The sequence below is a fragment of the Metabacillus indicus genome, assembly GCF_046603695.1.
Lineage (GTDB): Bacteria > Bacillota > Bacilli > Bacillales > Bacillaceae > Bacillus_P > Bacillus_P indicus.
Window position 1 is genome coordinate 4,062,380 of sequence record NZ_CP176757.1, and the last position, 25,730, is coordinate 4,088,109.

Consider the following 25,730-nt stretch of genomic DNA (forward strand, 5'->3'; position numbering starts at 1 on the left):
AGTGCCTTCCGCTTCAGTCCACTGGGTTAAAAGCTGTAAAAAACTTCCACTTAAAAAAGCCCCCTCAAGAGGGACCCTCAACTCCTATTATTCTTTTTCGTCCCCGATACATAAGGGTTTCCGCTCACCCAGAATCTCCATGGGTACCCCACTGCATCTCCGCTGTTGTCAATGCCAATCCGCGGGCCTGCCGATATGCTGTCAGGGCTAATGCCGTTTGCTATGTATAAAGGACTTTCCCACAGCGGATGGCCGTAATCCGCCATTGTGATGCCGAGTGCTTTCGTCAGTTTGCCCGGTCCGTTTGTCAGGTCCTGGTTTCTTTTAGCTCCGGGGCGTCTTTTTTTCATCCGCTCTTCTCCGGTGACCGGCTCGACCGCCCGGATCAGCACGGCTTCAGGAGCATCCTTCTCCCCGCTCACAACGTTCACGAGGCAATGGGTATGCATAACGTAAGTATAGGCATGCCCAGAGAGACCGAACATCACTTCTGTTCTTGCCGTCCGGCGGTTATTAAAGCTGTGGGCTGCCCGGTCTCCCGGTCCGATATAGGCTTCCGTTTCGACGATGATGCCTGCAGCTGTTCCTTCAGCCATTTCTTTCACGAGAATTTTCCCCAGCAGCTCCTCTGCAAGCTGCAGTGTCGGCATCAGGAAAAACGATGATTCTACCGGTTCAAATTCCATATTTCTTCCCTCCATCTATCTGTCTCTCTTACCTTACCCAAAACATGAAGATGACTTCAAGCTTTACTGAACCGCATTTTTCTTAATATAATTAATTATCAGTAATCAGCAAAGGGGACAGGATATGATACAGGCAGCGATTATCGGCTTGGGAGCCATCGGACAACGCGTATTGAGCAGCTTTATAAACCATCCGGAAATCAGGATTTCAGCAATTTGCGACCGGAATCCTGACGTTACACGTGAAACATCAGAAAAAACAGGAGACGTTCTGTCATTTACTGACCATGTTCATCTTTTAAAGGAAGCAGATGTCGACCTGGTCTACATAGCCGTTCCGCCGAAATTCCATCACCGGATTGCAGCAGATGTAATGCTTGCCGGAAAACATGTATTATGCGAAAAGCCGCTGGCCAATTCGCTTGAGGAAGCAGAAAGTCTGGCAGCACTGGCTGATGAAAAAGGCATCGTTCACGCCATGAATTTTCCTCTTCTATACAGTGCCGGCAGCAGCACCTTCGCATCGCTTATAAAAGAAGGCTATATCGGAAAACTTAGACGCCTTGAACTGAAGATGCATTTCCCTGCATGGCCGCGCCCGTGGCAGCAAAATGAATGGGTTGCCGGCAAAGAGCAGGGAGGGTTTGTGCTCGAAGTCGGGGTTCATTACATTCATCAAATTCAAAGGATCTTCGGACCTGTTACTGTTTTGGACAAGTCCGTTCAATACCCCGGAGATCCGAACTCATGCGAAATCGGCATCCTAGCCAGGCTCCAGCTTGAGGACGGTACACCCGTTGTTATAGACGGACTGAGCGGGATTGCCGGAGACGAAGAGATCCGCTTCACTGCCTACGGTACAGAGGGGACACTTTCCCTGCTCAACTGGGCCGATCTCGAAGGCGGAAAGCTTGGAGAAAAGGTGCTGCCGATTGAAGCAGACGAGAGTCTTTCCGGCTCACTTGTTTTGGAGCTTACAAAAGCGCTCAAAGGAGAAAAAGCAAATCTTGCAGACTTTCACGAAGGGCTTCATGCCCAAACCGTTTTGGAACAATTAAGAGGAGAGTGACAACTCATGAAACAAGAGATCATTGAACGTTTTACATCCTATGTAAAAATCGACACACAATCAAATGACAGCAATGAATCCTGCCCGTCAACAGAAGGACAGCTTACACTCGGGAAAAAACTTGTGGAAGAACTGAAGGCAATCGGACTGGAAGATGCCGCTATGGACGAGTTTGGATATGTGATGGCTACGCTTCCGGCCAATACAGACAAGCAGGTTCCGACTATCGGCTTCCTTGCGCACACAGATACAGCCACTGATTTCACAGGGAAAAATGTGAACCCTCAGATTCACGAAAACTATGAGGGAGGGGACATTGCGCTGAGCGATGAAGTTACCCTGTCTCCAAAGGATTTTCCGAATCTTGTAAACTATCAGGGCCACACTCTGATTACGACGGACGGCACGACTCTTCTCGGAGCAGATAACAAAGCAGGCATCGCTGAGATCATGACAGCCATGGATTATCTAGTGAAAAACCCGGATATCAAGCACGGCCGGATCAGAGTCGCCTTTACACCGGATGAAGAAATTGGCCGCGGCCCCCACAAGTTCGATGTTGCGGATTTTGACGCCAAGTACGCTTATACAGTGGACGGCGGTCCTCTTGGAGAGCTTCAGTATGAAAGCTTTAGTGCAGCCGGTGCATCAATCACCATTAATGGAACGAACATTCACCCTGGAACGGCCAAAGGAAAAATGGTCAACTCCATCAAGATCGGCATGGAGCTGCAAAGCATGCTGCCGGCGGAGGAAGCGCCTGAGCTTACTGAGGGATATGAGGGTTTCTTCCACCTCCTATCTTTCAGCGGAGATGTGGAACAGACAAAACTGAGCTATATTATCCGGGATTTTGACAAAGAGGTCTTCCTGCAGAAAAAACAAACGATGGCAGACGCCGTTGCCAAACTGAAAGAGAAATACGGAAGCGACCGCATCCTGCTTGATATGAACGATCAGTATTACAACATGAGAGAAAAGATTGAGCCTGTCAAACACATTGTTGACATTGCGTACAAAGCGATGAAAAACCTGGACATCCAGCCTGTCGTTGAACCGATCCGCGGCGGAACGGACGGTTCCCAGCTTTCCTACATGGGACTTCCTACACCGAATATCTTTACCGGCGGAGAGAACTTCCATGGAAAATATGAATTTATTTCCGTTGAAAACATGATTAAGTCAGTTAACGTGATTGTGGAGATTGCAAGGCTGTTTGAAGAACAGGCAGAATAATAACAAAACGCTTTGGAGCATGCTCCAAAGCGTTTTTCTTTTTAATTTTTGCCGTTTTCTTTTCCTTCACTTTCTTTTTCTCCAGCCTTTTCAGGTGCTTTTTCTTCAGCGGGCTCTTTCTCGTTGCCTTCTTTTTCAGCCGGCTGTTTTTCTTCCTGTTCCTGGCCTTCTTCCTCAGTGCCTTTTTCGTCTTCCAGCTCACCTTTTTCCGTTCCATCTTCTTTTTCCTCTTCCTCGCCAGCCTCATCTTGCTCCGTTCCGTCATCTTTTTCCTCTTCCTCGCCAGCTTCACCTTGCTCTTCACCCTGGCCTTCGCCTTCTCCGGCTCCTTCACCTGCTCCTGCTCCGCCGCCCTGGCCTTCGCCTTCTCCGGCTCCTTCACCTGCTCCTGCTCCGCCGCCCTGGCCTCCGCCTTCTCCGGCTCCTTCACCCGCTCCTGCTCCGCCGCCCTGGCCTCCGCCTTCTCCGGCTCCTTCACCTGTTCCTGCTCCGCCGCCCTGGCCTCCGTCTTCTCCGGCTCCTTCACCTGTTCCTGCTCCGCCGCCTTGGCCTCCGCCTTCTCCGGCTCCTTCACCCGTTCCTGCTCCGCCGCCCTGGCCTCCGCCTTCTCCGGCTCCTTCACCTGTTCCTGCTCCGCCGCCCTGGCCTCCGCCATTGCCGGCACCTTTACCTGCGCCCCCGCCTGAAAGATTTTTCACTTTAGCGTACGCATAAAGAAGAGACTGGAATGTTCTGTCATCTACAGCTCCCGTTACCGGCAGACCGTATCTTTTTTGAAAATACTTTACTCCCTGAACTGTCACGCTGTCATAGTTACCCGTAATTTTTCCGGAATAGCTTCCTACTGACTTAAGCATCCCCTGAATGACAGATACATCAGATCCGCTTGCTCCTTTACCGACTGCAGAGCCGGAAAGAGGCATTCCGACTAATAGGATAAGAGCTAAAACAACACTGCTGACTGCTTTTTTTACTGCTGATTTTTTTGTGATCATAAAGCACCTTCCATTTCAGATTTTTTAACAATCCTTACTATCCCCAAAAGCGCGTGGATTGTGCATTAAATTTGAAATTATTTCATGGAAGAAGCTTGACTTATTTTCTTGCGGTCGCCTTAAAATGAGTTCATAATGTCATATGTGGCTTACAATTCCGAATTTGGATATACTTGTGTCCTTTCATGTATAATTATTCACGTGTATACCCGCTGTTATTGAACGTTTTTTCGTATTTTTATATAGATGACTACTTGCTCGGCGCGTGAGCAAACGAAGAGGGAGAATGATCATGACAAACACCATTATTCAGTTTAAGCAGGTCACGAAGCAATACGATAATGACACTGCTGTCCTAAACAATGTCAGCTTTGAGATTGAGCGCGGAAAGTTTTACACCCTGCTCGGTCCATCGGGCTGCGGGAAGACGACGATCCTCAGACTTATTGCCGGATTCACTGAAGCTTCTGAAGGCGAGATCCTTTTTAACGGCAAAAAAATCAACGATGTGCCGGCCAATAAAACGTCAGGTGAATACCGTTTTTCAGGATTACGCTCTTTTTCCGCATTTAAATGTTTTTGAAAATGTGGCATTTGGCCTTCGCATTAAAAAAATGAACAGCACTGACATCAAGTCGAAAGTGAAGGAAGCATTAAGCTTCGTTAACCTTGACGGCTATGAAAACCGCGAGATTAGGGAGATGTCAGGCGGACAGCGCCAGCGCGTTGCGATTGCGCGTGCCATCGTGAACGAGCCTGAAGTCATTCTTTTGGATGAACCGCTTTCTGCCCTTGATTTGAAGCTGCGGACGGAAATGCAGTATGAGCTACGCGAGCTGCAGCAGCGGCTCGGCATCACTTTTATCTTTGTCACGCATGACCAGGAAGAAGCACTTGCCATGTCTGACGAAATCTTCGTTTTGGATAAAGGGAAAATTCAGCAGAGCGGAACGCCTACAGATATTTACGATGAGCCGATCAACCGGTTCGTAGCCGATTTCATCGGAGAGTCCAATATTGTAAGCGGCACGATGGTAGAGGATTACCTTGTGGAATTTACCGGCAAACAATTTGAGTGTGTCGACCAGGGTCTGAATCCGAACGAACCGATCGAAATTGTCATCCGTCCTGAGGATCTTGAAATCACGTCGAAAGAGCGGGGGAAACTGCAGGTGCGCGTAGATTCCCAGCTCTTCCGCGGTGTTCACTATGAGATAAGCAGCTACGATGCGGACGGGAATGAGTGGCTCGTTCACTCGACGAAAAAAGCGGTTGTCGGGGATGAAATCGGTCTTTATTTTGATCCCGAAGCCATCCATGTTATGAGATTTAATGAAACAGAAGAAGAATTTGATAAGCGCCTTGAGGCTTATGAAGACGGAGAAGAGCATGGAAAATAAGCTGACCCGCAATTTGTACATGGTTCCTTATGCACTCTGGATCGCACTTTTTGTTATCGCGCCGATTGTTCTTGTTCTTTACTACTCGTTTATCGATATTGAAGGCAACTTATCGCTTGCCAATTATCAGAATTTCTTTACACCTGTGTATTTGAAAATGACGCTCAGCTCCTTCTGGTATGCGTTTTTAATAACGGCTCTATCTCTGTTGATTTCGTATCCAACGGCTTATTTGCTCACGTATACGAAGCATAAGCATTTATGGCTGCTGCTGATCATTGTTCCTTCATGGATCAACCTTCTTTTGAAGGCCTATGCGTTTCTTGGAATATTCGGAACGTACGGTGTGGCCAACAGCTTCCTTGATGCGGTCGGAATCGGCTCTCAGCAGCTGCTGTTTACAGATTTCAGCTTTATCTTTGTTTCCGTTTATATTTTCATCCCGTTTATGATTCTGCCGATTTTCAACTCTCTGAATGAGCTGAACCCGACTTTGCTCGATGCAGCGAGGGACCTTGGTGCATCAAGCTGGACTGCTTTCCGGAGAGTCATTTTTCCGCTTACGATTGACGGCGTGAAGGCAGGCTGCCAGCTTGTGTTCATCCCGGCCCTGTCCCTGTTCATGCTGACAAGGCTGATTGCCGGAAACCGGGTCATTACGCTCGGAACGGCGATTGAGCAGCATTTCCTTGTTACGCAGGACTGGGGAATGGGTTCGACCATTGCGGTTTTCCTGATTATCTTTATGTTCCTGATTATTTTCCTTACTGGAAACAGAAAGCGGGGTATGTAAGTTGGATAAAAAAATATCCCCTTTGTCACGTATCTTTTTAGTGCTGATTTTCATGATTTTGTACACGCCGATCTTCTTCCTTGTGTTTTACTCGTTCAATAGCGGCGGCACGATGTACAATTTTGAAAGCTTCACGCTTGACTGGTATAAAGAGCTTTTCTCCGATACAAGGCTGCTGATCATTGTGCTGAACACGCTTGTCATCGCGCTGTTGTCCGCTTTGATTTCAACGATTATCGGGGTCATGGGTGCTCTTGCAATCCACTCGTTTAAAAGCAGGCAGACCAAAAATACGCTGCTTTCACTCAATAACGTCCTGATTGTAAGCCCTGACGTAATCATCGGTGCATCATTCCTGATCTTGTTCACGATGGCGGGAATCAAGCTCGGCTTTTACTCTGTTCTTCTTTCACACATCGCCTTCAGCGTACCGATTGTGGTCCTGATGGTGCTGCCGAAGCTGATGGAGATGAGCCCGACACTGCTTGATGCAGCACGCGACCTTGGTGCAAGCAGATGGAATGTGATGACAAAGGTTGTCCTTCCGTTCATCACACCCGGTATTTTTGCAGGGTTCTTTATGGCCCTGACGTTTTCGCTTGATGACTTTGCGGTAACCTTTTTCGTGACGGGGAACGGATTTACGACTCTTTCCGTTGAAATTTATTCCCTTGCACGGCGCGGCATCGCACTGAACATCAACGCGCTGTCCACCCTGCTGTTCCTGTTCACCGTTCTGCTTGTTATCGTCTACTACTTCATCACCCAGCGGAACAGACAAAACGGATGGGGGGTTAAAAAATGAAGAAGCTGGTTCGCGTCTTTATAGCGATCGCACTCGTTTCCGGCATTCTTTTATATACCATCTCTGAGCTGAATTCCTCTCAGGGATATTCAAGCGGCAACACCCTGACCATTTTCAACTGGGGGGACTACATCAATTCAGATTTAGTTGACCGCTTTGAAAAGGAAACCGGCATCAAGGTCATTTATGAAACATTCGATTCGAATGAAGCCATGATGACGAAAATTGAACAGGGCGGGACGACGTACGACATTGCCGTTCCGTCTGAATATATGATTGATAAAATGCGTCAGGAAGATTTGCTGATCCCGCTTGATCACTCAAAGCTTCCGAACTTGAAAAATATTGACCAGCGCTTTATGGATTTGCCGTTTGACCCCGAAAACAAGTACTCCATTCCTTATTTCTGGGGAACAGTCGGCATCGTCTACAACCCGTCCATGATCGGCGGGAAGAAAATCGAGAGCTGGAACGACCTTTGGGATCCAGAGCTGAAAAACCAGATTCTCCTGATTGACGGTGCGCGTGAAGTCATGGGGATGGGGCTGAACAGCCTTGGCTATTCCCTGAATGATACAAACCCGGAGCACCTCGAGGAAGCTAAACGGAAGCTTGATACCCTTACTCCGAATGTTAAAGCGGTTGTCGGGGATGAAAGTCGGATGCTCCTTGAAAACCAGGAGGCTGCCATCGGTCTTGTGTGGTCAGGTGTTGCATCTGAAATCATGTATGAAAACGAAGACCTGGAGTACGTTGTACCTGAAGAAGGATCAAATCTCTGGTTCGACAACATGGTCATCCCGAAAACAGCAAAGAACGTGGAAGCGGCTCATCAATTCATAAACTTCATGCTTGATGCCGAAGTGGCTGCAGAAAACACAGAGTACGTAAGCTACTCCACTCCAAACAAAGAGGCACTGAAATACATGCCCGAGGACATGGTCAGCGACGAACGCTTCTATCCTCCGCCTGAACTGACGGAAAAGCTTGAAGTGTACGAAAACCTTGGGAAAAAGAATCTCGCTTATTACAATGAACTGTTTTTGAAATTTAAGATGCATCCGAAATAATTGGGAGAGGCGCCATTCTGGGTAATGGCGTTTTTTCTTGTGGAATTGGGTGATGTAGGCTTGCGGGAATTTGAAGAATAAGCCAAATTACTTCTATGAACCTGGAAACATCACTTAGAAAGGAGCATTAAATAGGAAGTAAGAACTCTATTAAAATCTGAAGGATGCATGTTGCCCCGAAAAGCAGGCAAATGCTGAATATTTAGGAGGGTTTGGGAATCTATCTGGGCATACGACATTTTAGAAAGGTTTGCGTAGTTCCAGAATGTGATTGGAATTCTGTGAAGGAATTGTGGTTTGGGGCCGGTGCCTGTTATTTTAATCGCAACAGCAAGAGCTTGTCCGTTATCAACCTTCAAAATAAGAGCAGGGCGAAGTTTGTATCCATGATCAGGAGGATCAAAGGGGAAGACGATATCATATATTTCACCCGGCTTCAATTAATCATCCATCCATTTTTTGTGAGATGGATTTTGCGGGTTAAAATTTTCCACTATGCCGCCTTCACCAATCATTAGTGGTTCCTGCTTAGATGTAATTGAATCAAAATCAATCGAGGCTGCAAGTTTTTCATTCAATTTTCTTAGCGCAGCACTGCCGTTTCGAAAGTTCCTCTTAGTACAATTTGCATTCATGCGAGCTGCCCTGCGGCAGGCAATTGTATTAAAAGAAGTTTTTTGTCTCATACGGGAAATCCTCCTTTTTGACACACCAACACCACCCTTAACTGAAAGTGTTATTAGTATATGTCATTTAGTAAAAAGTGATCTTTTTCTTATCCTATAAAAAAGGGCAGTATCTGTCAAATCAAGGAAAACTCTATTTCATACTCGTTTCGTAAAGCACGACTCGAACTCTCTACAAACACAAAATACCTCTTTTTCTAGCAAGTTCTTGACCAATTGTCAGTTGATTTGCGGCCCTGAGCTGCGAAAGTCAGCTAAATCATTACCTGCGCAAATCCTCCACACCCAAATTAAAAACCGGCAGGAACCACTTGGTCCCTGCCGGCTTGCTATATTTACACCATAATCTTGCAGATATCGTTTGTAAACTCTACCGGATCTTCGATTGTCAGTCCTTCGATCAGGAGGGCCTGATTGAAGAGGAGGTTTGTGTACAGGGCCAATTTTTCTTTGTCGTTTGCGTGCGCATCTTTCAGCGAGGCAAAGACGTCGTGGCTGCTGTTGATTTCAAGGATTTTTTCGGCCTTGATGTTCTGGCTGTTCGGCATGGCTTTCAGGATTTTTTCCATTTCGGTTGTGACTTCGCCTTCTGTCGCGATGCAGACAGGGTGGCTTTTCAGACGCTTTGAGATGCGGACGTCTTTTACTTTGCCGCCGAGGATGGTTTTCATCTCTTCAAACAGCTCTTTGCTGTCCTGTTCGTCAGTCTCTGTGGTCTTGTCGCTGTCATCTGATTCAATGCCGAGGTCTCCGCTTGAGATCGACTTGAATTCTTTTTCTTTATAGGACATGAGCATGCGGATCGCGAATTCATCAACTTCGTCAGTGAAATAGAGGATATCATAGCCTTTATCTGCCACAACTTCCGTTTGCGGAAGCTTTTCTAGACGCTCGTGGCTTTCGCCTGCTGCGTAGTAAATGTACGGCTGGCCTTCCGGCATCGCAGCTGCGTATTCATCAAGCGTGATCAGCTTTTTCTCTTTTGATGAGTAGAACATGAGAAGATTTTGAAGGTCTTCTTTGTTCGCTCCGAAATCACTGTACACACCGTACTTCAGCTGTCTGCCGAAAGAATTGTAGAACGTTTCATATTTTTCGCGCTCATCTTTCAGCAGGGTTTGAAGCTGGCTCTTAATCTTGTTTTTAATGTTTTTCGCAATGAGCTTCAGCTGGCGGTCCTGCTGCAGGATCTCGCGTGAAATGTTCAGTGACAGGTCCTCTGAATCAACCATTCCTTTGACAAAAGAGAAATAGTCAGGTAGCAGATCCGAGCATTTTTCCATAATCAGCACCCCGTTGGAGTAAAGCTCAAGCCCCTTTTCAAACTCTTTGGAGTAGTAGTCATACGGAATCTGCTCCGGAATGTAGAGAATGGCATTGTAGCGCACAGCACCGTCGACGCTGATGTGGATATGCTTAAGCGGCTTATCAAAGCCGTAATGCTTTTCGTGATAGAAATTCTCGTAATCTTCATCCGTGAGCTCGTTTTTATTTTTTCTCCAGATCGGTACCATGCTGTTGATCGTCTGCTCTTCAACCGTCTCTTCAAACTCATCTTCGCTGCCGTCTTTTTTCTTGCTGACCGTTGAATCCATCTTAATCGGGTAGCGGATAAAGTCCGAGTACTTTTTAATGATGGCCTTCAAGCGGTACTCTTCCAAAAATTCATCATATGAATCCTCTTCTGTGTTCTGCTTGATGCTGAGGATGATTTCCGTGCCTACTTCCTCTTTTTCGCACGGCTCGATTGTATAGCCGTCTGCACCGTCAGAATGCCATCTGTATGCTTCGCTTGCGCCGATTGTCTTCGTTGTAACCGTAATCGCATCCGCAACCATAAATGCTGAATAGAATCCTACCCCGAACTGGCCGATGATGTCATGCCCGTCCTTCAGTTCATTTTCGCTTTTGAATGCAAGAGAACCGCTCTGTGCGATGGTTCCGAGATTGTTTTCAAGCTCCTCTTTCGTCATTCCGATTCCTGTATCGGCAATCGTAAGGGTGCGCTTTTCCTTATCCGCGCTCACTTTTATGTAATAGCTGCTCTGATCAAATGACAGGCTGTCATCTGTTAATGCCTTGTAGTAGATTTTATCAATCGCATCACTTGCGTTTGAGATCAGCTCACGCAAAAAGATTTCTTTCTGGGAGTAGATCGAGTTGATCATCATGTCTAATAATCTCTTAGATTCTGCTTTAAACTGCATTTTTGCCATATTAAAAATCTCCTTTCAGCTTTTTTAGCACTCATCACCTTAGAGTGCTAACCCACTAAATAAATAACATATATTCCCGTTTCATGTCAACAATCAAACCGAGCAATCCGGTTTACACGGCTGATTTTCTCTGCTATATTAGTTACTTAGGATAACTGTTATCTAAGGTAACTATTTTAAGCGGGGTGTTTTCCATAAAAACGTATCAGAAATTTTTTCAGCAGCTTCTGCTTTTATACAGACCGTTTGAAAACAGGCTGAACCTGGAGCTTGCGAAGCATGATTTATACAGGGCGCAGTGGTCGGTTCTTCATTATTTGTCCAATTACGGGACGGCGACACTTGTTGAGCTTGCCGGCTATCAGGGCGTTGAAAAGCCGACTGTGACAAGGACCATCAGCAAGCTTGAAGAGCTGAACTATGTGGAACAGGTTGCCGGAAAAGATAAACGAGAGAAACGGATGCAGCTGACTGAGGAAGGGAAGAAGCTGTATGCGAAGGTGCGGATCACAATTGATGAATATGAGCTGGACATTCTTAAAGGCATTTCAGAAGAAGAGCAGCTCGCATGTATCCGGGTGATGGAAGACATCCGGAAAAATATTAGAGAGTAAGGTGAAGTCATTTGAATAAAGACAGACTGTGGACGAAGGACTTTATCGTTGTTTCGTCCATTAATTTTTTCCTAACCCTGATTTTTTACTTATTAATGGTCACCATCGCGGTGTTTGCGGTGGATGAATATCATGCTTCAACAAGTGAAGCCGGTCTTGTGACTGGTATTTTCATCATCGGAGCTCTGATCGGCCGGCTGTTCATCGGCAGGCTGATCGCAAGCTTCAGCCGGAGAAAAATTCTTTATACCGGGCTGATTCTCTTTACGATCACCACTTCTTTTTACTTTTTTGAGCTTGGACTCGGGTTCCTTTTAGCTAACCGTCTTCTGCATGGGATTACCCTGGGCATGGCAAGTACAGCGACGGGAACGATTGTGGCACAGATTATCCCTGCCTCTAGAAAAGGGGAAGGAATCGGGTATTACAGCATGAGTGCGACGCTTGCTACAGCGATTGGGCCGTTTATCGGTCTTTATTTGAGCCAGCACGCGAGCTTTCAGACAATCTTCACATTTTGTGTCGCGCTTGGCGTTCTCAGCCTGCTGATTGCCTTTTCCTTAACGATTCCGCCACTTGCCGGTCAGCCCAAGCATGCGGCCGTCAAAGGGTTCAGCCTGGCAAGCTTTGTTGAGCCCCGGGCATTGCCGATTGCGGTCATAACCCTTGCCGTGGCGTTCTGCTATTCGAGCGTTCTGTCCTTTATCAACTTTTATGCGATGGACATTGACCTTGTCAGCACAGCGAGCTTCTTTTTCATCGTTTATGCCGCAGCTGTCCTTGTATCGCGTCCGTTCACCGGCAGGCTGCTCGATCAAAAAGGAGCCAATTATGTCATGTATCCGGCGTTTGTGCTGTTTGCTGCCGGGCTGTTCCTTTTAAGCACGGCGAGCACGAGCACGGTGTTTCTTCTCTCCGGCGTTTTAATCGGACTCGGATTTGGCAATATGCAGTCCGCCACGCAGGCAATTGCAGTTAAACTGACGCCACCGCACCGGATGGGGCTTGCCACGTCCACATTCTTCATCTTTTTAGATGCAGGACTCGGATTTGGGCCTTACCTTCTCGGGTTCGTCATTCCGGTTACAGGCTACAGCACGCTTTACGTCATCCTCGGATTTGCCGTCATTCTCAGCATCGGGCTTTACTACATGCTTCATGGAAAAAAAGAGCACGCTTCACATGCTGAGGTTCAGGCATCACTTTAACGGGCACCCTTTATGGGGTGTCTTTTTTTTTGCATGATGGAAAATGTCCAAAATTTGCTATAAACTTGAAGTATCTGAAATCTATCCTGAGTGGTGAGGCAGTTGTTTAAACTATTATTAATTGAAGATGACCTTTCTCTTTTTACGGAAATAAAAGACCGCCTGAACCAATGGTCGTACGACGTATACGGCATAACCGACTTCAGCAAGGTGATGCAGGATTTCTCGGAAGTCAAGCCGGATCTTGTGATTATTGACATTCAGTTGCCAAAGTTTGACGGGTTTCACTGGTGCCGGATGATCCGGTCTCATTCCAATGTCCCGATCATTTTTTTATCCTCACGGGATCACCCGACTGATATGGTGATGTCAATGCAGCTTGGAGCCGATGATTTTGTTCAGAAGCCCTTTCACTTTGATGTGCTGATCGCGAAAATTCAGGCCATCCTGCGGAGAGTTTATAACTACAGCACGGAACAGGTCCACCTCAAGACGTGGTGCGGGGCTGCGGTTGATTATGAGCGGAATTCCGTTACGAATGATCAAGGGACCGTCGAGCTCACAAAGAATGAAATGTTCATCTTGAAGCTGTTGATTGAACAGAAGAATAAGATTGTGAGCAGGGATAAGCTGATCAACAGCCTCTGGGATGATAAGCGGTTTATCAGCGACAACACGCTGACGGTCAATGTGAACAGGCTGAGGAAGCGCCTTGAGGATATTGGGCTCGGACGGTTTATCGAAACGAAAGTGGGACAGGGCTATGTGGCCCTGGAAGAGGAAATTCTATGATCCGTGTTTTTCTGAAAGAGCGCTTAAGCTGGATTCTCTTTTACCTGTTCATCCATCTTCTGTTCCTTTTTATCTCGTTTATTGACAATGCGGTCCCGTTTAAGAGCGTGCTGTATATCGTCTTTCTATCCCTTTTGTCTTTTCTTGTGTTCCTGGCTGTCCGCTATCAAAAAGAAACGGCCTTTTTCAAAGCGCTCCAGGACAGGGAAAGAAATCTTGATGTGACAAGCATTCCAGCGCCAGGCAGTCCTTTTGAAGAGCTGGTTGAGGAGACGCTGGTTGATCACACCGGGCTACTGAAGAAAGACGCGCAGGGCCATTTCATCTCTCTCCAGCAGGAAAAAGATGATCTCCTGTCCTGGATTCATGAGGTGAAAACGCCGCTGACGGCTATGCACCTGATGATTGAACGGATGGAGGACGGACAGACGAAAACCAATCTAACCTATGAATGGCTCCGCATTCACCTGCTGCTCGACCAGCAGCTCCATCAAAAGCGGATCCCATTCATTGAAAATGACCTTTATATTGAGATGATTGATCTTGAAGATGTTCTCTTCAGCGAGCTGAAAACCCTTCAAACCTGGTGCATCCAAAAGGGCATTGGCTTTGACATTGAGCTCCAGCAGCGGGAAGTGCTCACAGATGCAAAATGGTTTGCGTTTATCCTGAGGCAGATCCTGACGAATGCGGTGAAATACAGCGGGGCGTCTGACATTGAAATCCGTAGCTATCTCGAACATGGAAACACCAAGCTTAAAATCAGAGATTTCGGCAGAGGCATTGAGGCGAGAGACCTTCCCCGGATTTTTGACAAAGGGTTTACATCCACCGCCAATCATCAGGATCAGGCGGCGACCGGAATGGGCCTTTATTTGGCCAAGAAAGCTGCGGCTCCGCTCCTGATTGAGATTCACACAGCTTCTGTCCCGGGTCAGGAAACCGTCTTTACTCTCTCCTTTCCGAAAAAGAACGATTTCGCAGCTGTCATGAGCATGTGACAACAATGTCACATGCTTTGTTTATTTGTTCGCACAATAAAAGGAAAAGACCTTTACCTCTTTCTATAATAAAGGTATTGAATAAAGAGGAGGCACAAACAGATGTCCATTTTAGAAGCAGCCAAACTACAGAAAAGCTACGGAAACAAGTTTAATAAACAGGACGTGCTGAAAGGCATAGATCTTTCAATTTTAGAAGGTGAATTCGTGAGCATCATGGGAGCATCCGGCTCCGGCAAAACCACGCTTTTGAACGTGCTCTCGTCTATTGATAAAGTAAGCGGCGGCACCATCCGCATCGAGAACAAAGAGATGACAGGCATGAAGGAAAAGCAGCTGGCTGAATTCCGGAAGCACCATCTCGGGTTTATTTTTCAGGAATACAACCTGCTCGACACCTTAACTGTGAAAGAAAACATCCTTCTTCCGCTTTCTATTTCAAACGTACCCAAGAAGGAAGCAGATCAGCGGTTTGATATTCTTGCAAACGAGCTTGGCATTGCCGAATTGAAGGACAAATACCCAAACGAAATTTCAGGCGGTCAAAAACAGCGCACATCCGCAGCCCGCGCATTTATACACGAACCGAGCATCATTTTTGCGGATGAACCGACCGGAGCACTTGACAGCAAATCAGCTGCCGATCTGCTTAATAAACTGACAGATCTGAACGCCAAGCGCAAAGCGACCATCGTCATGGTCACGCACGATCCCGCTGCGGCGAGCTACTGCAGCCGCGTCATCTTTATTAAGGACGGGCAGATCTACACACAGCTGAACAAGGGCGGACAATCAAGGCAGGATTTCTTTAAAGACATTATGAAAACGCAGGGCGTTCTGGGCGGTGTGCAGGATGAGCGTTAATCAGCTGATTTTTAAAAATTTCAAGAAGAACCTGAAAAACTATTACCTGTACATTTTCGCGCTTCTTTTCAGCGTGGCGCTGTATTTTTCATTCGTCACCCTCCAGTATGACCCATCTATGGATGCGGTTGAAGGCTCCATCAAGGGAGGGGCGGCGATTAAATCAGCCTCTGTTCTGTTAATTGCTATTGTCACGATCTTTTTGCTCTACGCCAATAACATTTTCATTAAGCGCCGCAGCAAAGAAATCGGGCTGTTTCAGCTGATCGGGATGACAAAACATAAAATCTTCCGGCTGCTGACCGCTGAAAACTTCATGCTGTATTTCGGTTCACTTGCCCTTGGTATTTTTGCCGGATTTGCCATCTCCAAGCTGGTGATGATGATTCTCTTCAAAATTACAGGGACAGATGATGTGGCAAAGCTTCACTTTTCGAGTGAGGCCCTCGTACAGACGCTGATTGTCTTTACAGTCATTTACACGCTGATTATGCTGATGAACTATCTTTTTATTAAAAGACAGAGCATTCTCTCGCTCTTTAGAGTGCTTTCATCGGCAGAAGAGAAAGTGAAGAAAATGACCGCAGTTGAAATCATTATTGGTCTTTTAGGCATCGCCATGATTGCTGCAGGGTACTATGTTTCCTCCAGACTATTCGGCGGAGACTTCAAATCGACAACCAGCCTTTTTCTGGCGATGATTTTTATCTTAGGGTCCGTGATCCTTGGAACCTATTTCTTTTACAAAGGATCTGTCAGTTTTATTTTTCACCTGATCCGCAAGAAAAAAGACGGGTATTTGAAGGTGGATGAAGTTCTTTCTCTCTCATCCATCATGTTCCGGATGAAATCAAATGCCCTGCTGCTTACCATCATCACAACCGTTTCAGCTCTTGCCATTGGACTGCTGTCATTAAGCTATATCTCCTATTACTCCGCTGAAAAAACGGCACAGAATCAAGTGCCTGACGATTTTGCTTTTTCTAGCAGCGGCCATGCCGCGCAATTTGAAAAAGCTTTGGATGATGCGGGGATCGCTTATGATACGTCCTCTATTGAAATTGTGATGACAGCGGTGGATATCTCTGATATATTCACATCGAACATTGAAGAGATTAACTATGAACCGAGTAAGATGGTACTGGCTGTCATAAGCGATACTGCAGCCGGCAAAGAGCTTTCAAAGGAAGAAACCCTCTTTTCCGGCTACAGTGACCTGCTGCAGAAATTCATGCCGCTTGATGACAGCGGAAAGGTTACATTTCTCGGAAAAACAAGTGAAATCCCGCAAACGTATTTGGGAATGGAAAAAGAAGCTCCCGTCTTCTGGTACTTCACCTCAGGCGGATTGCCGGCAGCCATTGTCGATGATTCCGTCTTTCAGCAGCTGAAAAAAGATAAAAACCCAGAGATCCAGCTCCCTGAATCCTTTTACATCGCTGTGAACATTTCGGACAAAGAAGAGCTAAAAAGCGCCAATGACCTTTTCGTATCGATGAAGCTTGGAGAAGATGCCCCTAATGACTCCCAGCTTGAAACACTCAACACCCAAAAGCGCAACATGGGTCTTGCCATGTTTATAGTAGGCTTCCTTGGCCTTTCATTCCTTGTCACATCAGGATGCATTCTGTACTTTAAACAAATGGGCGAAAGCGAAGAAGAACAGCCAAGCTACACGATTCTGCGCAAGCTCGGCTTTACACAGGGAGACCTGCTGAAAGGCCTGCGCGCAAAACAGCTTTTCAGCTTCGGCATTCCGCTTGTAATCGGCCTGCTCCACAGCTATTTCGCTGTTCAGTCCGGCTGGTTCATCTTCGGGGCCGAAGTTTGGACACCGATGATCATTGTAATGGCCCTTTACACAATGCTCTACTCAATCTTCGGTGTGCTGTCTGTCCTATACTCTAAAAAAGTGATTAAAGAAGCATTATAAGAAGAACCTCCGGGTGGCCGGAGGTTCTTTTCATTCTTTATCAAACGGGTGCAGAATATGATCTTCACTCGTATCTATATAGAGGGAGCCGTTAGGTGCAAGAACGGCGTACATGACTCCTTCCCTTGAAAGGCCGCGTTTTGAAAGTTCCCCATCCAGCCAGCCCTCCGTCAGTCCGTTTTCCTTAAGGTTTTCAGCCATCACTTCTCCGTCCATGATGATTTCAATTGGCGGCCTCGCTTCTTTTTCGGAAGGCAGCTGCAGATCCTTTCGGGTGACGTACCTGTACTGCGGTTTTTTTAAGACCGTCAATGTCCCGTTTATTTCAAGAATCGCATAGAGCACCTCTTGAATATCGAACACGTCTTTCTCTCTCAGCTGCTGATTTAAATAATCCAGTGTGTAGCGCATCTTTTTCATATTATGCTCAAGGATTTTCCCGTTCTGAATGACAACCGTAGGGTCGCCTGCGAAAAATTTCCGGTTCTTTCTGCTTTTAAGGGAAAAAACAGCAATGAAAAAAATAATCATGACAAACATGCAGTATGCCAAAACGATATTATGCGCCTCAATAGACGTGTTAAACGCGAGATTTGCAGCGATGGCCCCCATTGAAATGGAAGCAATAAAATCAAAAATGGTCATTTGGGATATCGTACGTTTTCCAAGCACTCTTGCACCGATTAAAAGCAAGCCAAACGCCAAAAAGGATCTGAGAATGACTTCAACGTGTTCAGGCATCGTTCCTAAACTCCTTCCGTTCAGGCTGTCATTCTTAGCTTTGGCAAAATCGGGCTCAAACATGCTACAAACCGTAGCACCGCTTCAGATCCGCAGCATCCATCAAAACACTTGCCTTGCATGAGTCGGTACGGCTGCCTTCTGGTGAGAAGAGGGATACCTCTGCTTCAGCCATGCCGTTCCCTCTAATCAGCTCCATCGCTTTCAAAAGATTTTCCTCTTGATACGATTCAATGAAACTAAGGGAAATGGATTGATCATAATACGTTTCCTCGTTTACTTCCGTACGTTCATCAAGAAAGGAAGTGCCGGTCAGACCCAGTGTCCGCAGCTCATTCTTAACAGTCTCATCGAAGCGGCGGTGAAGACGGAAGGCCTGCAGCTGTTTTTCGAGCACGCCTGTCAGTTCGCCGAGTTCATTCTGTTTATATGGAAGGGATACAATTGGCTCACCCGGCTCTTCTGTCTCCATGTTCAAAGCCAGACTATATGGAACATTCTTTATAAGCTTCGCGGACATTTCAGTAAGCGCGTCTATGATTTGGCCGGCATTTGCGTTTTCGGCCTTTATTTTTCCGCTTGCTTCGATTGTTGCTTCGAACCCAGGCATGAGAATGAAGTCGCTGATTCCATTCTCTTCAAGAATGGCAGCCAGCTTCTGATACTCATCATCTTTTTTTAGGAGTGTTTCATGCTTTTTCGTCACGTAATCCACATGAAATTGAGACAGATCATCGTAAATAGACGCACTGAAACTCAGGTCATCCTCCGTTTTCAAAGTAAGATTATATGTGTCCCCGAAAAGAGAGGCCAACACAATGACAATTGTTGACCCGTACCCTTGCTGTTCCTCTATCTTGACTGTTTCGGCCTTAACGCCGTACAGCTTTTCGACCTGCTGCTCTGTATAAGCTGCCGCTTTCTCTTCATCTGATTCGCATCCGGCAAGCAAAAGGCCGGCGAGGACAGGAAGGATGAGCTTTTTCACAAAGTGAGCCCCTCTCGAATTGGAATGTTTCTCCAAGTATAGCCGGTATTTGAGAGGGCGTCTATCATCCGTTCTTTTTTATGACCGGTATCCAGATCTCACTCTTAAAATCCGGTGATGCCGTATCCTTCTGCTCATTCCAGAGAATTTCCGGACCCTCTGCCAGCTCATAGGACGAAGAAGGAAACCACTCTGAATAGATACGTCCCCATATCTCCTGAAGCGTTTCCGGAAAAGGGCCGCACGCTTCAAAAACAGCCCATGTCATAGCCGGAACCTTCAAGATATCAAGGTGATCAGGGACCTTCCTCGTCGTGGCTGCGCCAATGTAATGATCGAGCTCGCCTTTTTCCTCCATCCTTCCTTCAGAAAAATTTGCAGATGCGCTTATAATACCTGATGGTTCAGCATTAGAAAGGTCTTTTAATTCTTGAATGGCATCCATGGTCAGGCTTTGCCACATGGCGGCAATCTCAGGGTTCACCCCATTGAATATAATGGGTACTCTTTTTTTGATGCCTGCAATCTGAAAAGCTTCCTTTTCTTCTAAACGATATTTCATCTCGCTGCCTCCCTTAATGATTAACTGGAAGGTCATCCTCGGAAAAGCTTTAAGCGTATGTCTGCCTGTTCTCGCTTCAGACGGCGTCAGTCCGTGAAGCTGCTGAAACGCCCGCGTGAACGAATCCGGAGAAAGATATCCATACTTGATTGCGACATCAATCACTTTCACTTCTTTGTTCTTCAGTTCAAATGCCGCAAGGGTCAGCCTTCTTCTCCGGACATATTCAGACAGAGAAATGCCCGCAAGAGATGAAAACATTCGTTTAAAATGGTACTCCGAACAGAGAGCAATCCTGGCTGCCTCCTTGTAATCAAGCTCTTCCGCCAAATTTTCCTCTATATAAGACAACGCCTCATTCATGTGTTCCAGCATTCCCATCAGATGACCTCCTTTGATAACAGATTAGCAGGAATTTCGTGCGGGCTACCGACCTTTTTGCATTCAGTTTTGCAGGATTTTTATTATTGTTACAAAAAAACTCCCTCCCCATAAGGGAGGGAGCAAAGGACTTACTGATTACCGCCCAATACCTGCTTTGCCATTTGCTTGTAATCTTCCAGTCCTGATTTCTGCGCAAACTCAGCAATACCAATTGGATATGCTGCCGTTAATTCAATAATGTGTTTTTCCATGTTGGGCCAAACATAGCCGCCCGCTTTTTCATACTGCAAAATAAGATCCTTCAAAGCCTGTTCTCCAAAGGTGCGTAAGTGCGGTACAAAATCATTTGCAGGATCTGTTACTGAGGCCTCTGTCCAGTCAATGATACCGGTCACTCGAGCGGATGAATGAATTAAAATATGACCCGCATGCAGATCACCATGAACAAGGCACGTTTCAGCAGGCCATAGCATGTCGTTGTTCACCCAGTCCTGCCACCTTCTCCACAGCTTTTCGTTCACATCAAACTCAGCTCTTACGTTTTCCATTCGTTTCATCATATTCTTTCTTGCCTCTTCAGCGTTTTCTACTGGCAAATTAGCCGTTTCAACTGCTTTACTCTGAATGCGATGAAGCGATACCATTGCCTCTGCAAGGGTTTTTGTAAATACAGACGGCACATTCTTTTCGTCAATTTCCCACACATAAGCCATTGCCTCGTGATCAATGGTTCCAGCAGGCACACCCGTTAACTGTCTGTATGCAATTAACTCATCGGTATATACGCGCCACTGCGGAACTTCAACAGCAATACGCGGCACAATCAGATCCAATGTCCGTTTTTCCTTATCCGCAGATGGCAGAACATCTTCTCTTCTCGGAAAGCGCAAAGCCCATCTTTCCCCCTCTGCATCCTCTGCAAAAACAATAAGAAAATCAAGTCCTGACTGATTAAATGTCAATGAATCCTCTTTAACATGAATAGCATGTTTATGTGCGATTTCTATCACTTTATCTTTGTTCATATCAGCTTCTCCTTTTGATTCGTATTTTTTATAAATACAGACAATCAAAGAGGGAAATGGTGATAGAAAAAGAAGTCTTTCCAGGCGCTGTCATTAAAAAATGCCCCTTCTTCTTATGCGTATCGCTAAATAAAGGTTTCCCTAAGCAGGCAGACCACTTCCATTTACTCTGCTTGTGTGCAGAGCCTTTGATTGTATGCTAGCAAGCGTTCAAAGCCTGGAATCGAAGTCTAATAGATGCTGTCATTAAGAAAACCCCCATTTCCTGAAAGATAGATTTAACGTATCACACAAATGAGATCAAATCAACGAGTGAAGGCGTGTTCATAAAGACTCAAAACCGTGACAAAAACGCACCCGCTGCAAGCCCCGAACGAATCGCATGCTCGGCTTTAGAAGCAGAGGATTTGCTGTCTCCCTTGAATGCATCTCCTCCAATAAGCAGCGGTTTGTTCACTCCCACATTCAAAAAAGGGTGTTCGATCTGCTCAATAGCCTGAGCATAGCGCCATCTTTTCACCTGAACGCTTAGCATGTCAGGTTCATCGCCTAAAACGGTGCGAATCGATGGCATCGCCTGTGCCAGAATCTCTTCATCAGGCAGGTCGTAATGCCGCGATGACCACTCGTTATCCATATGAACGGTTAATGCCCCGGTTTCACTGATGCCTTTTGCACGATTATCAGCCATCCAGGAAATTACACCCGGAACAGGCTCCTTTTTATAGGAAAGGCCTGAGTCTCCGGAAAGCTCCATCAAAACGGCGAGGCAGGGAACATATTTCACTCTTTCAAGCTCATTTCGCTGTCCGGCTTTCAGCTGCACATTTCCTGCATCAAGAAGCTTCAGGGTTTGAGGAAGAGGACAGGTCATGAAGAGGGCGCGGGCCTTCAGGATAAACGGCTCGTTCGTTTTCTTATTCAACCCTTCGGCTGCATAATACTCTCCATGATCCACAATTCTTTCAACCTCATACTCACACTCAACGCGAAGACCTTCAGCCACCCGCTTTGCAAGCCCGTTCATGCCTTCAGCAGCCACAAACCTCACGGCGTTTTCCTCAAACCACGGACGGATCCAGCTGCGCTGCTGCCAGTCCTCCAGAAGATCTTGGCATTCCCTGCTGGAAGCAGAAAGGAACTGGGCCCCATGATCAAACGTACCGCTTCCAATCCTCCTGGTGGCAAACCGTCCCCCGGGACTCCTGCCTTTATCAAGAAGAAGCACCTTGTTTTCAGAAAGCTTCTGCACGTTTTGGGCAGCAGCCAGACCGCTGATTCCCGCTCCGATGATTAACACATCTTCAAGATTCATGAGGCACTCTCCTTTTTGCTTTTGATTTTATTATAGGAGAGTAAAAGACTTGGGCAAAATTAGAGTGTTTTTTTGAAACCTGCAGACTGCTTTACCACCTTTTCCGCCCGATCCATCCTAGAAAAAACCGCCAAAAACCCAATACCCAATATCAAACAGGAAACCCCCGCCCATGAAAGCAAATCCAGCTGTTCACGAACCAGCACCACCCCAAGCATGGCGGCGGTCAGGGGCTCTGCCAATGCCAGTGTGACAGCGGTCGAGGAGGGAACGTGCACGAGCGCCTTGGCAAATAAAAGATACGCAGCGCCTGTCACAAGCAGGCCGAGGTGCAGGCTAACGGCCAATCCACCCGGCTCAGCCATCCAGCTCATATCATAGAAAAAGAGAACCGGAGATAAAAAGACGGCACTCAGCGTAAAGACGACAGCGACAACCGATAGGGAAGATGCGGTGTGCACCAACCCTTTGCTGACGATTGTATAGACAGCAAAGGACAGACCGGCGCCAAGAGCCATAAATATGCCCGAAGGATCTGCATTTGCAGCACCTTTATTGAAAAAGAGCAGAATGCACCCGATGATGGACAGCAATGTCGAGATCCACCATCCTTTTGACGGCGTTTTTCTAAGCAGCAGCCACTCTAATGCACCGGATAAGAGAGGAGCGCTTCCGATGGCGATGACAGTTCCGACAGCCACTCCTGTCTGCTGCACGGCGGTAAAAAAGAGAGGCTGATAGGCAGCCATGCACAGTGCAGCCGCAACGGTCACTTTAATGGGCCAGCTCCGCAGATTTAATTGTCCAAACAGTATGGCGACAAGCAACAAAGAAAGACCTCCTACCGCAAGCCGCGCTGCCCCGACAGCAATAGGATGCGCCGCATCCGGTGCATACGTCTGTGCCGTGCCCGTTGTTCCCCATAGTACCCCTGCGAGCAGCACCCACAGAGGAGCAAGTTTTTCTTTCATCCCAATCACTCCAATAAAAAAGACCTTATCCTCATCATAAAGAAGAACAGGACGTTTTTCTTTACAGAGAGTAAGGTTCTTTTTAGCCGTTTTGCCTGAAGGTTTTCGGAGAGACGCCTTCACGCCCCGTAAACCATCTCGAAAACGAAGAAACGTGTTCAAACCCGATGTCTTCACTGATGCGGGAGATGGTTAAGTCCGTTCCTGAAAGCAGCCGTTTTGCTTCCTTCATCCGCAGTTCTGAGAGATAAGCCTTTGGACTTTTCCCCGTTTGCGCTTTAAACCAGGCCGCATAATAATTCGGATGATAGTGCTCAATCTCCGCCAGCACCTCCAATGTGACTGGACGGTTGTAATGCTCATGAAGCCAGGCAATGGAAGGCGGCAGTGCCTTGTGCAGTTTCTGAGTCACGTATCGCGTAAGCTCGTTCAGCCCCGACCTGCTGCCGGCCGCCTCTTCCAGCAGCAAAAAGCGGATGGCGGACCACTGCTGATCAAGATTCAGAAACAGACTATCCGTTTCATCCGGCAGATAGTACGTCGGAATATCCAAAATCAGAAATTCATTCCTATCATTTGAACGGTACACATGATTATATCCCGGCGGTATGTAAAAGCATGAATCCTCGCTTAAATGGATCTGCTGACGGTCTGTCCGGATCTCAAGCGAACCCTGCAGCGGAAAAAGAAACTGCCCGAAGTCATGCTTATGGGAGTGAAACTCTCTCGAATACGTTCTTTTTTCGCAAATTACCTGCCTGCCGCTTTCCATGCCCATCACTCCTTCTCCCCCTATTATATAGGAAACATCCAAACTGGAGTCCACCCCAAAAACGTTCTATAATGTGACATATTCCAATGAACGGGGTGTCAGCACATGCAGCTTCAGCAAATCGCCTATCAGTTTAATGACTATCCTTCTCTCTTGTTCGTACCGGCAGGCCGCAAGTATCCGGAGATCCGCTCGATCGGCCATAAAGAGGAACGCGCGGCACTGTCAAGGCTGCAGCAGGCAGCCGCGCAGGAACTCCAGTCAGTTCCTGAAGAAGAGATGACCCTTTTGAAAACCTTTCTCGGAATAGACCGGCCTTCTATTCCGCTTCCGGTCTACAAACAGGAACGGCTCTATCCGCACCTGATCAGGCCTGAAATGTTTCTCTGGAAAAAACATTCCGTTCAGCGCGGACTCCCCATCAACAGCAGCTTTTTTTATCCGGAGGTCTATGGCACCTTATCAGCTCAAGACCTCTCCAGGCATGTGAAAAAAGTGGTGCAGGAATACCTATTTTGCGCACGTCTCAACAAATTTGAACGCAAACATTGGCTCGAGAAAATAAACTCCGCCTACACGCAGCATCCTTTGATCAGGCTTGCATCAAGCAAAGAGGCTGTCATACAAGCGGTCGAAATCATGAATAAATCCTCCCTGCTCGGCGTTTTGAAATATCCGGAGGACATCTCCTATTGGCGGCACCGCGTCGAAATTGTCATGCGTCCTTACCGCAGCATTCCGCCGGCATGGCAATGGACGGTCTGCAGCCATGAAAAAGAGCTCACACTGCATGCGGATACAGATTCAATCATCTGCACATGCAGCGCCTGCCGCTACTCGGTTTCCTATCACGTTTCAAAGGATGAGGCTTCCCTTCCAGATGAAGTCAATATCCCACAGGCAACGAAGAGGATTGCAACCATCGAACGGCAGTTCAATGAAATCGCCGTACAGTCTGAAGAAACCATGGAGAAGCTGCACGCGTTAAAAGAGATCCAAACCGAATTAGCACAGCACGCTCCAATCATCACACACATTCAAGACTTCCAAACCCGGCTTGAGAACGCTTCGGAAACACACCCTGCAGCAGCAATCTACACAGAGATTGAGAAGCTTGACTTTCCAAATGCGATTCGGCCAGACCTGCTAAGTCTCGCAAACATCTCTGTGCCGGATGCATCTGTCCTTAGAAGAGCAGAAAGCTGGAGTAAGCAGCACTCTCACGATTTGGGCGAAAGCCTTGCCCGTCATCTCCAGAAGCTTCAGGAGCTTGCAGAACAACACAAACCGCAGGCAGATGACGTCATGTTTGAAATCAAAGAATTCCGGCTGCTTCGGTCACACCTTGAAAAAATCCAGCTTTTCCTGCAGGAAGAAACTGTTCCAAACCATATGCTCGTGCAGATCCTGAGGGGAGAAGCCACAAGCAAAATCCGGCGCAGCGGCTTCCATGAAGCTGAAGTCTTCGGTCTTTTAAACGAATGGCCGGCGAAATATATCACAAAAGCCATCATAAAAAGCTGCTGAGGTCATCAGCAGCTTTTTACTTTAAATTTTTCTCCTGTCTCATGACATAAAGCCACATAGACCCGTATGTCACAAAA

23 protein-coding genes and 1 pseudogene are annotated in these 25,730 nt (G+C 46.9%); 13 read left to right on the forward strand and 11 right to left on the reverse strand.

The window, feature by feature from the left end; all coding sequences use genetic code 11:
• Positions 1 to 77: 77 nt before the first annotated feature.
• Positions 78 to 686 carry a DNA-3-methyladenine glycosylase gene (locus tag ACK1LH_RS20615; RefSeq protein ID WP_411334200.1) on the reverse strand — a complete coding sequence of 203 codons (609 nt, stop codon included), beginning with the start codon at positions 684 to 686 and terminating at the stop codon, positions 78 to 80.
• Between the two features lie 124 nt (positions 687 to 810).
• Here ACK1LH_RS20615 and ACK1LH_RS20620 point away from each other — a divergent pair, with 124 nt between their 5' ends.
• On the forward strand, positions 811 to 1,755 hold the full coding sequence (locus ACK1LH_RS20620) for a Gfo/Idh/MocA family protein (RefSeq protein ID WP_411334202.1): 945 nt from the start codon (positions 811 to 813) through the stop codon (positions 1,753 to 1,755).
• A 6-nt stretch (positions 1,756 to 1,761) separates the two neighbouring features.
• Entirely contained in the window at positions 1,762 to 2,991 is a 1,230-nt protein-coding gene (pepT, locus tag ACK1LH_RS20625) for a peptidase T (RefSeq protein WP_411334204.1), read from the forward strand.
• A 41-nt stretch (positions 2,992 to 3,032) separates the two neighbouring features.
• On the opposite strand, the gene ACK1LH_RS20630 is transcribed toward pepT, so the two are convergent.
• Positions 3,033 to 3,986 carry a peptidoglycan-binding domain-containing protein gene (locus ACK1LH_RS20630; protein ID WP_411334205.1) on the reverse strand — a complete coding sequence of 318 codons (954 nt, stop codon included), beginning with the start codon at positions 3,984 to 3,986 and terminating at the stop codon, positions 3,033 to 3,035.
• Positions 3,987 to 4,278: 292 nt separating this feature from the next.
• Between ACK1LH_RS20630 and ACK1LH_RS20635 the strand changes: the two are divergent.
• The 4 genes and pseudogenes from ACK1LH_RS20635 (at position 4,279) to ACK1LH_RS20650 (ending at position 8,054) form a co-directional block, all read left to right on the forward strand.
• Positions 4,279 to 5,386, forward strand: a pseudogene (locus ACK1LH_RS20635) (ABC transporter ATP-binding protein).
• A complete protein-coding gene (locus tag ACK1LH_RS20640; protein ID WP_029283071.1) occupies positions 5,376 to 6,179 on the forward strand; it encodes an ABC transporter permease in 804 nt (267 codons plus the stop codon). The pseudogene ACK1LH_RS20635 and the gene ACK1LH_RS20640 overlap by 11 nt, the downstream one beginning before the upstream one ends.
• 1 nt (position 6,180) lies before the next feature.
• Positions 6,181 to 6,984 (forward strand): ABC transporter permease, encoded by an 804-nt coding sequence (locus ACK1LH_RS20645; protein ID WP_029283069.1) that lies wholly within the window; start codon positions 6,181 to 6,183, stop codon positions 6,982 to 6,984.
• Positions 6,981 to 8,054, forward strand: coding sequence for a PotD/PotF family extracellular solute-binding protein (locus ACK1LH_RS20650; RefSeq protein WP_029283067.1), 1,074 nt, complete (start codon positions 6,981 to 6,983; stop codon positions 8,052 to 8,054). Before ACK1LH_RS20645 ends, ACK1LH_RS20650 begins: the two co-directional genes overlap by 4 nt.
• Positions 8,055 to 8,494: 440 nt before the next feature.
• Here ACK1LH_RS20650 and ACK1LH_RS20655 read toward each other — a convergent pair whose 3' ends face one another.
• Both ACK1LH_RS20655 and htpG read right to left on the reverse strand, forming a co-directional pair.
• On the reverse strand, positions 8,495 to 8,740 hold the full coding sequence (locus ACK1LH_RS20655) for a hypothetical protein (protein ID WP_411334207.1): 246 nt from the start codon (positions 8,738 to 8,740) through the stop codon (positions 8,495 to 8,497).
• Positions 8,741 to 9,075: 335 nt separating this feature from the next.
• Entirely contained in the window at positions 9,076 to 10,956 is a 1,881-nt protein-coding gene (gene htpG, locus ACK1LH_RS20660; RefSeq protein ID WP_029566518.1) for a molecular chaperone HtpG, read from the reverse strand.
• A 185-nt stretch (positions 10,957 to 11,141) separates the two neighbouring features.
• On the opposite strand from htpG, the gene ACK1LH_RS20665 reads away from it, so the two are divergent.
• The 6 genes from ACK1LH_RS20665 to ACK1LH_RS20690 all read left to right on the forward strand — a co-directional run bounded on the left by ACK1LH_RS20665 (position 11,142) and on the right by ACK1LH_RS20690 (position 17,368).
• Positions 11,142 to 11,570: a MarR family transcriptional regulator gene (locus tag ACK1LH_RS20665; protein WP_081414217.1), complete on the forward strand. Its 429-nt coding sequence runs from the start codon at positions 11,142 to 11,144 to the stop codon at positions 11,568 to 11,570.
• A gap of 11 nt (positions 11,571 to 11,581) precedes the next feature.
• On the forward strand, positions 11,582 to 12,778 hold the full coding sequence (locus ACK1LH_RS20670; RefSeq protein WP_411334209.1) for an MFS transporter: 1,197 nt from the start codon (positions 11,582 to 11,584) through the stop codon (positions 12,776 to 12,778).
• Positions 12,779 to 12,880: 102 nt separating this feature from the next.
• Positions 12,881 to 13,570 (forward strand): response regulator transcription factor, encoded by a 690-nt coding sequence (locus ACK1LH_RS20675; RefSeq protein WP_282033592.1) that lies wholly within the window; start codon positions 12,881 to 12,883, stop codon positions 13,568 to 13,570.
• A complete protein-coding gene (locus ACK1LH_RS20680; RefSeq protein WP_411334210.1) occupies positions 13,567 to 14,571 on the forward strand; it encodes a sensor histidine kinase in 1,005 nt (334 codons plus the stop codon). Before ACK1LH_RS20675 ends, ACK1LH_RS20680 begins: the two co-directional genes overlap by 4 nt.
• A gap of 102 nt (positions 14,572 to 14,673) precedes the next feature.
• Positions 14,674 to 15,435, forward strand: coding sequence for an ABC transporter ATP-binding protein (locus tag ACK1LH_RS20685; RefSeq protein WP_411334211.1), 762 nt, complete (start codon positions 14,674 to 14,676; stop codon positions 15,433 to 15,435).
• Positions 15,425 to 17,368 (forward strand): FtsX-like permease family protein, encoded by a 1,944-nt coding sequence (locus ACK1LH_RS20690; protein ID WP_411334212.1) that lies wholly within the window; start codon positions 15,425 to 15,427, stop codon positions 17,366 to 17,368. The genes ACK1LH_RS20685 and ACK1LH_RS20690 overlap by 11 nt, the downstream gene beginning before the upstream one ends.
• A 30-nt stretch (positions 17,369 to 17,398) precedes the next feature.
• Here ACK1LH_RS20690 and ACK1LH_RS20695 read toward each other — a convergent pair whose 3' ends face one another.
• From ACK1LH_RS20695 to ACK1LH_RS20725, 7 genes are all read right to left on the reverse strand, one after another.
• Positions 17,399 to 18,109 (reverse strand): DUF421 domain-containing protein, encoded by a 711-nt coding sequence (locus ACK1LH_RS20695; protein ID WP_411334213.1) that lies wholly within the window; start codon positions 18,107 to 18,109, stop codon positions 17,399 to 17,401.
• 64 nt (positions 18,110 to 18,173) lie between these two features.
• Entirely contained in the window at positions 18,174 to 19,097 is a 924-nt protein-coding gene (locus ACK1LH_RS20700; protein WP_411334214.1) for a hypothetical protein, read from the reverse strand.
• Between the two features lie 64 nt (positions 19,098 to 19,161).
• A complete protein-coding gene (locus tag ACK1LH_RS20705) occupies positions 19,162 to 20,040 on the reverse strand; it encodes an AraC family transcriptional regulator (RefSeq protein ID WP_282033587.1) in 879 nt (292 codons plus the stop codon).
• A gap of 131 nt (positions 20,041 to 20,171) precedes the next feature.
• Positions 20,172 to 21,068: a macrolide 2'-phosphotransferase gene (locus tag ACK1LH_RS20710; protein ID WP_411334215.1), complete on the reverse strand. Its 897-nt coding sequence runs from the start codon at positions 21,066 to 21,068 to the stop codon at positions 20,172 to 20,174.
• 334 nt (positions 21,069 to 21,402) lie between these two features.
• Positions 21,403 to 22,383 (reverse strand): NAD(P)/FAD-dependent oxidoreductase, encoded by a 981-nt coding sequence (locus ACK1LH_RS20715; RefSeq protein ID WP_411334216.1) that lies wholly within the window; start codon positions 22,381 to 22,383, stop codon positions 21,403 to 21,405.
• A gap of 59 nt (positions 22,384 to 22,442) precedes the next feature.
• Complete coding sequence (locus ACK1LH_RS20720; protein WP_411334217.1) at positions 22,443 to 23,354, reverse strand: EamA family transporter; 912 nt, start codon at positions 23,352 to 23,354, stop codon at positions 22,443 to 22,445.
• Positions 23,355 to 23,436: 82 nt separating this feature from the next.
• On the reverse strand, positions 23,437 to 24,132 hold the full coding sequence (locus ACK1LH_RS20725) for an AraC family transcriptional regulator (RefSeq protein ID WP_411335130.1): 696 nt from the start codon (positions 24,130 to 24,132) through the stop codon (positions 23,437 to 23,439).
• Between the two features lie 99 nt (positions 24,133 to 24,231).
• On the opposite strand from ACK1LH_RS20725, the gene ACK1LH_RS20730 reads away from it, so the two are divergent.
• Positions 24,232 to 25,653 (forward strand): RQC-minor-2 family DNA-binding protein, encoded by a 1,422-nt coding sequence (locus ACK1LH_RS20730; RefSeq protein WP_411334218.1) that lies wholly within the window; start codon positions 24,232 to 24,234, stop codon positions 25,651 to 25,653.
• Positions 25,654 to 25,730 lie beyond the last annotated feature (77 nt).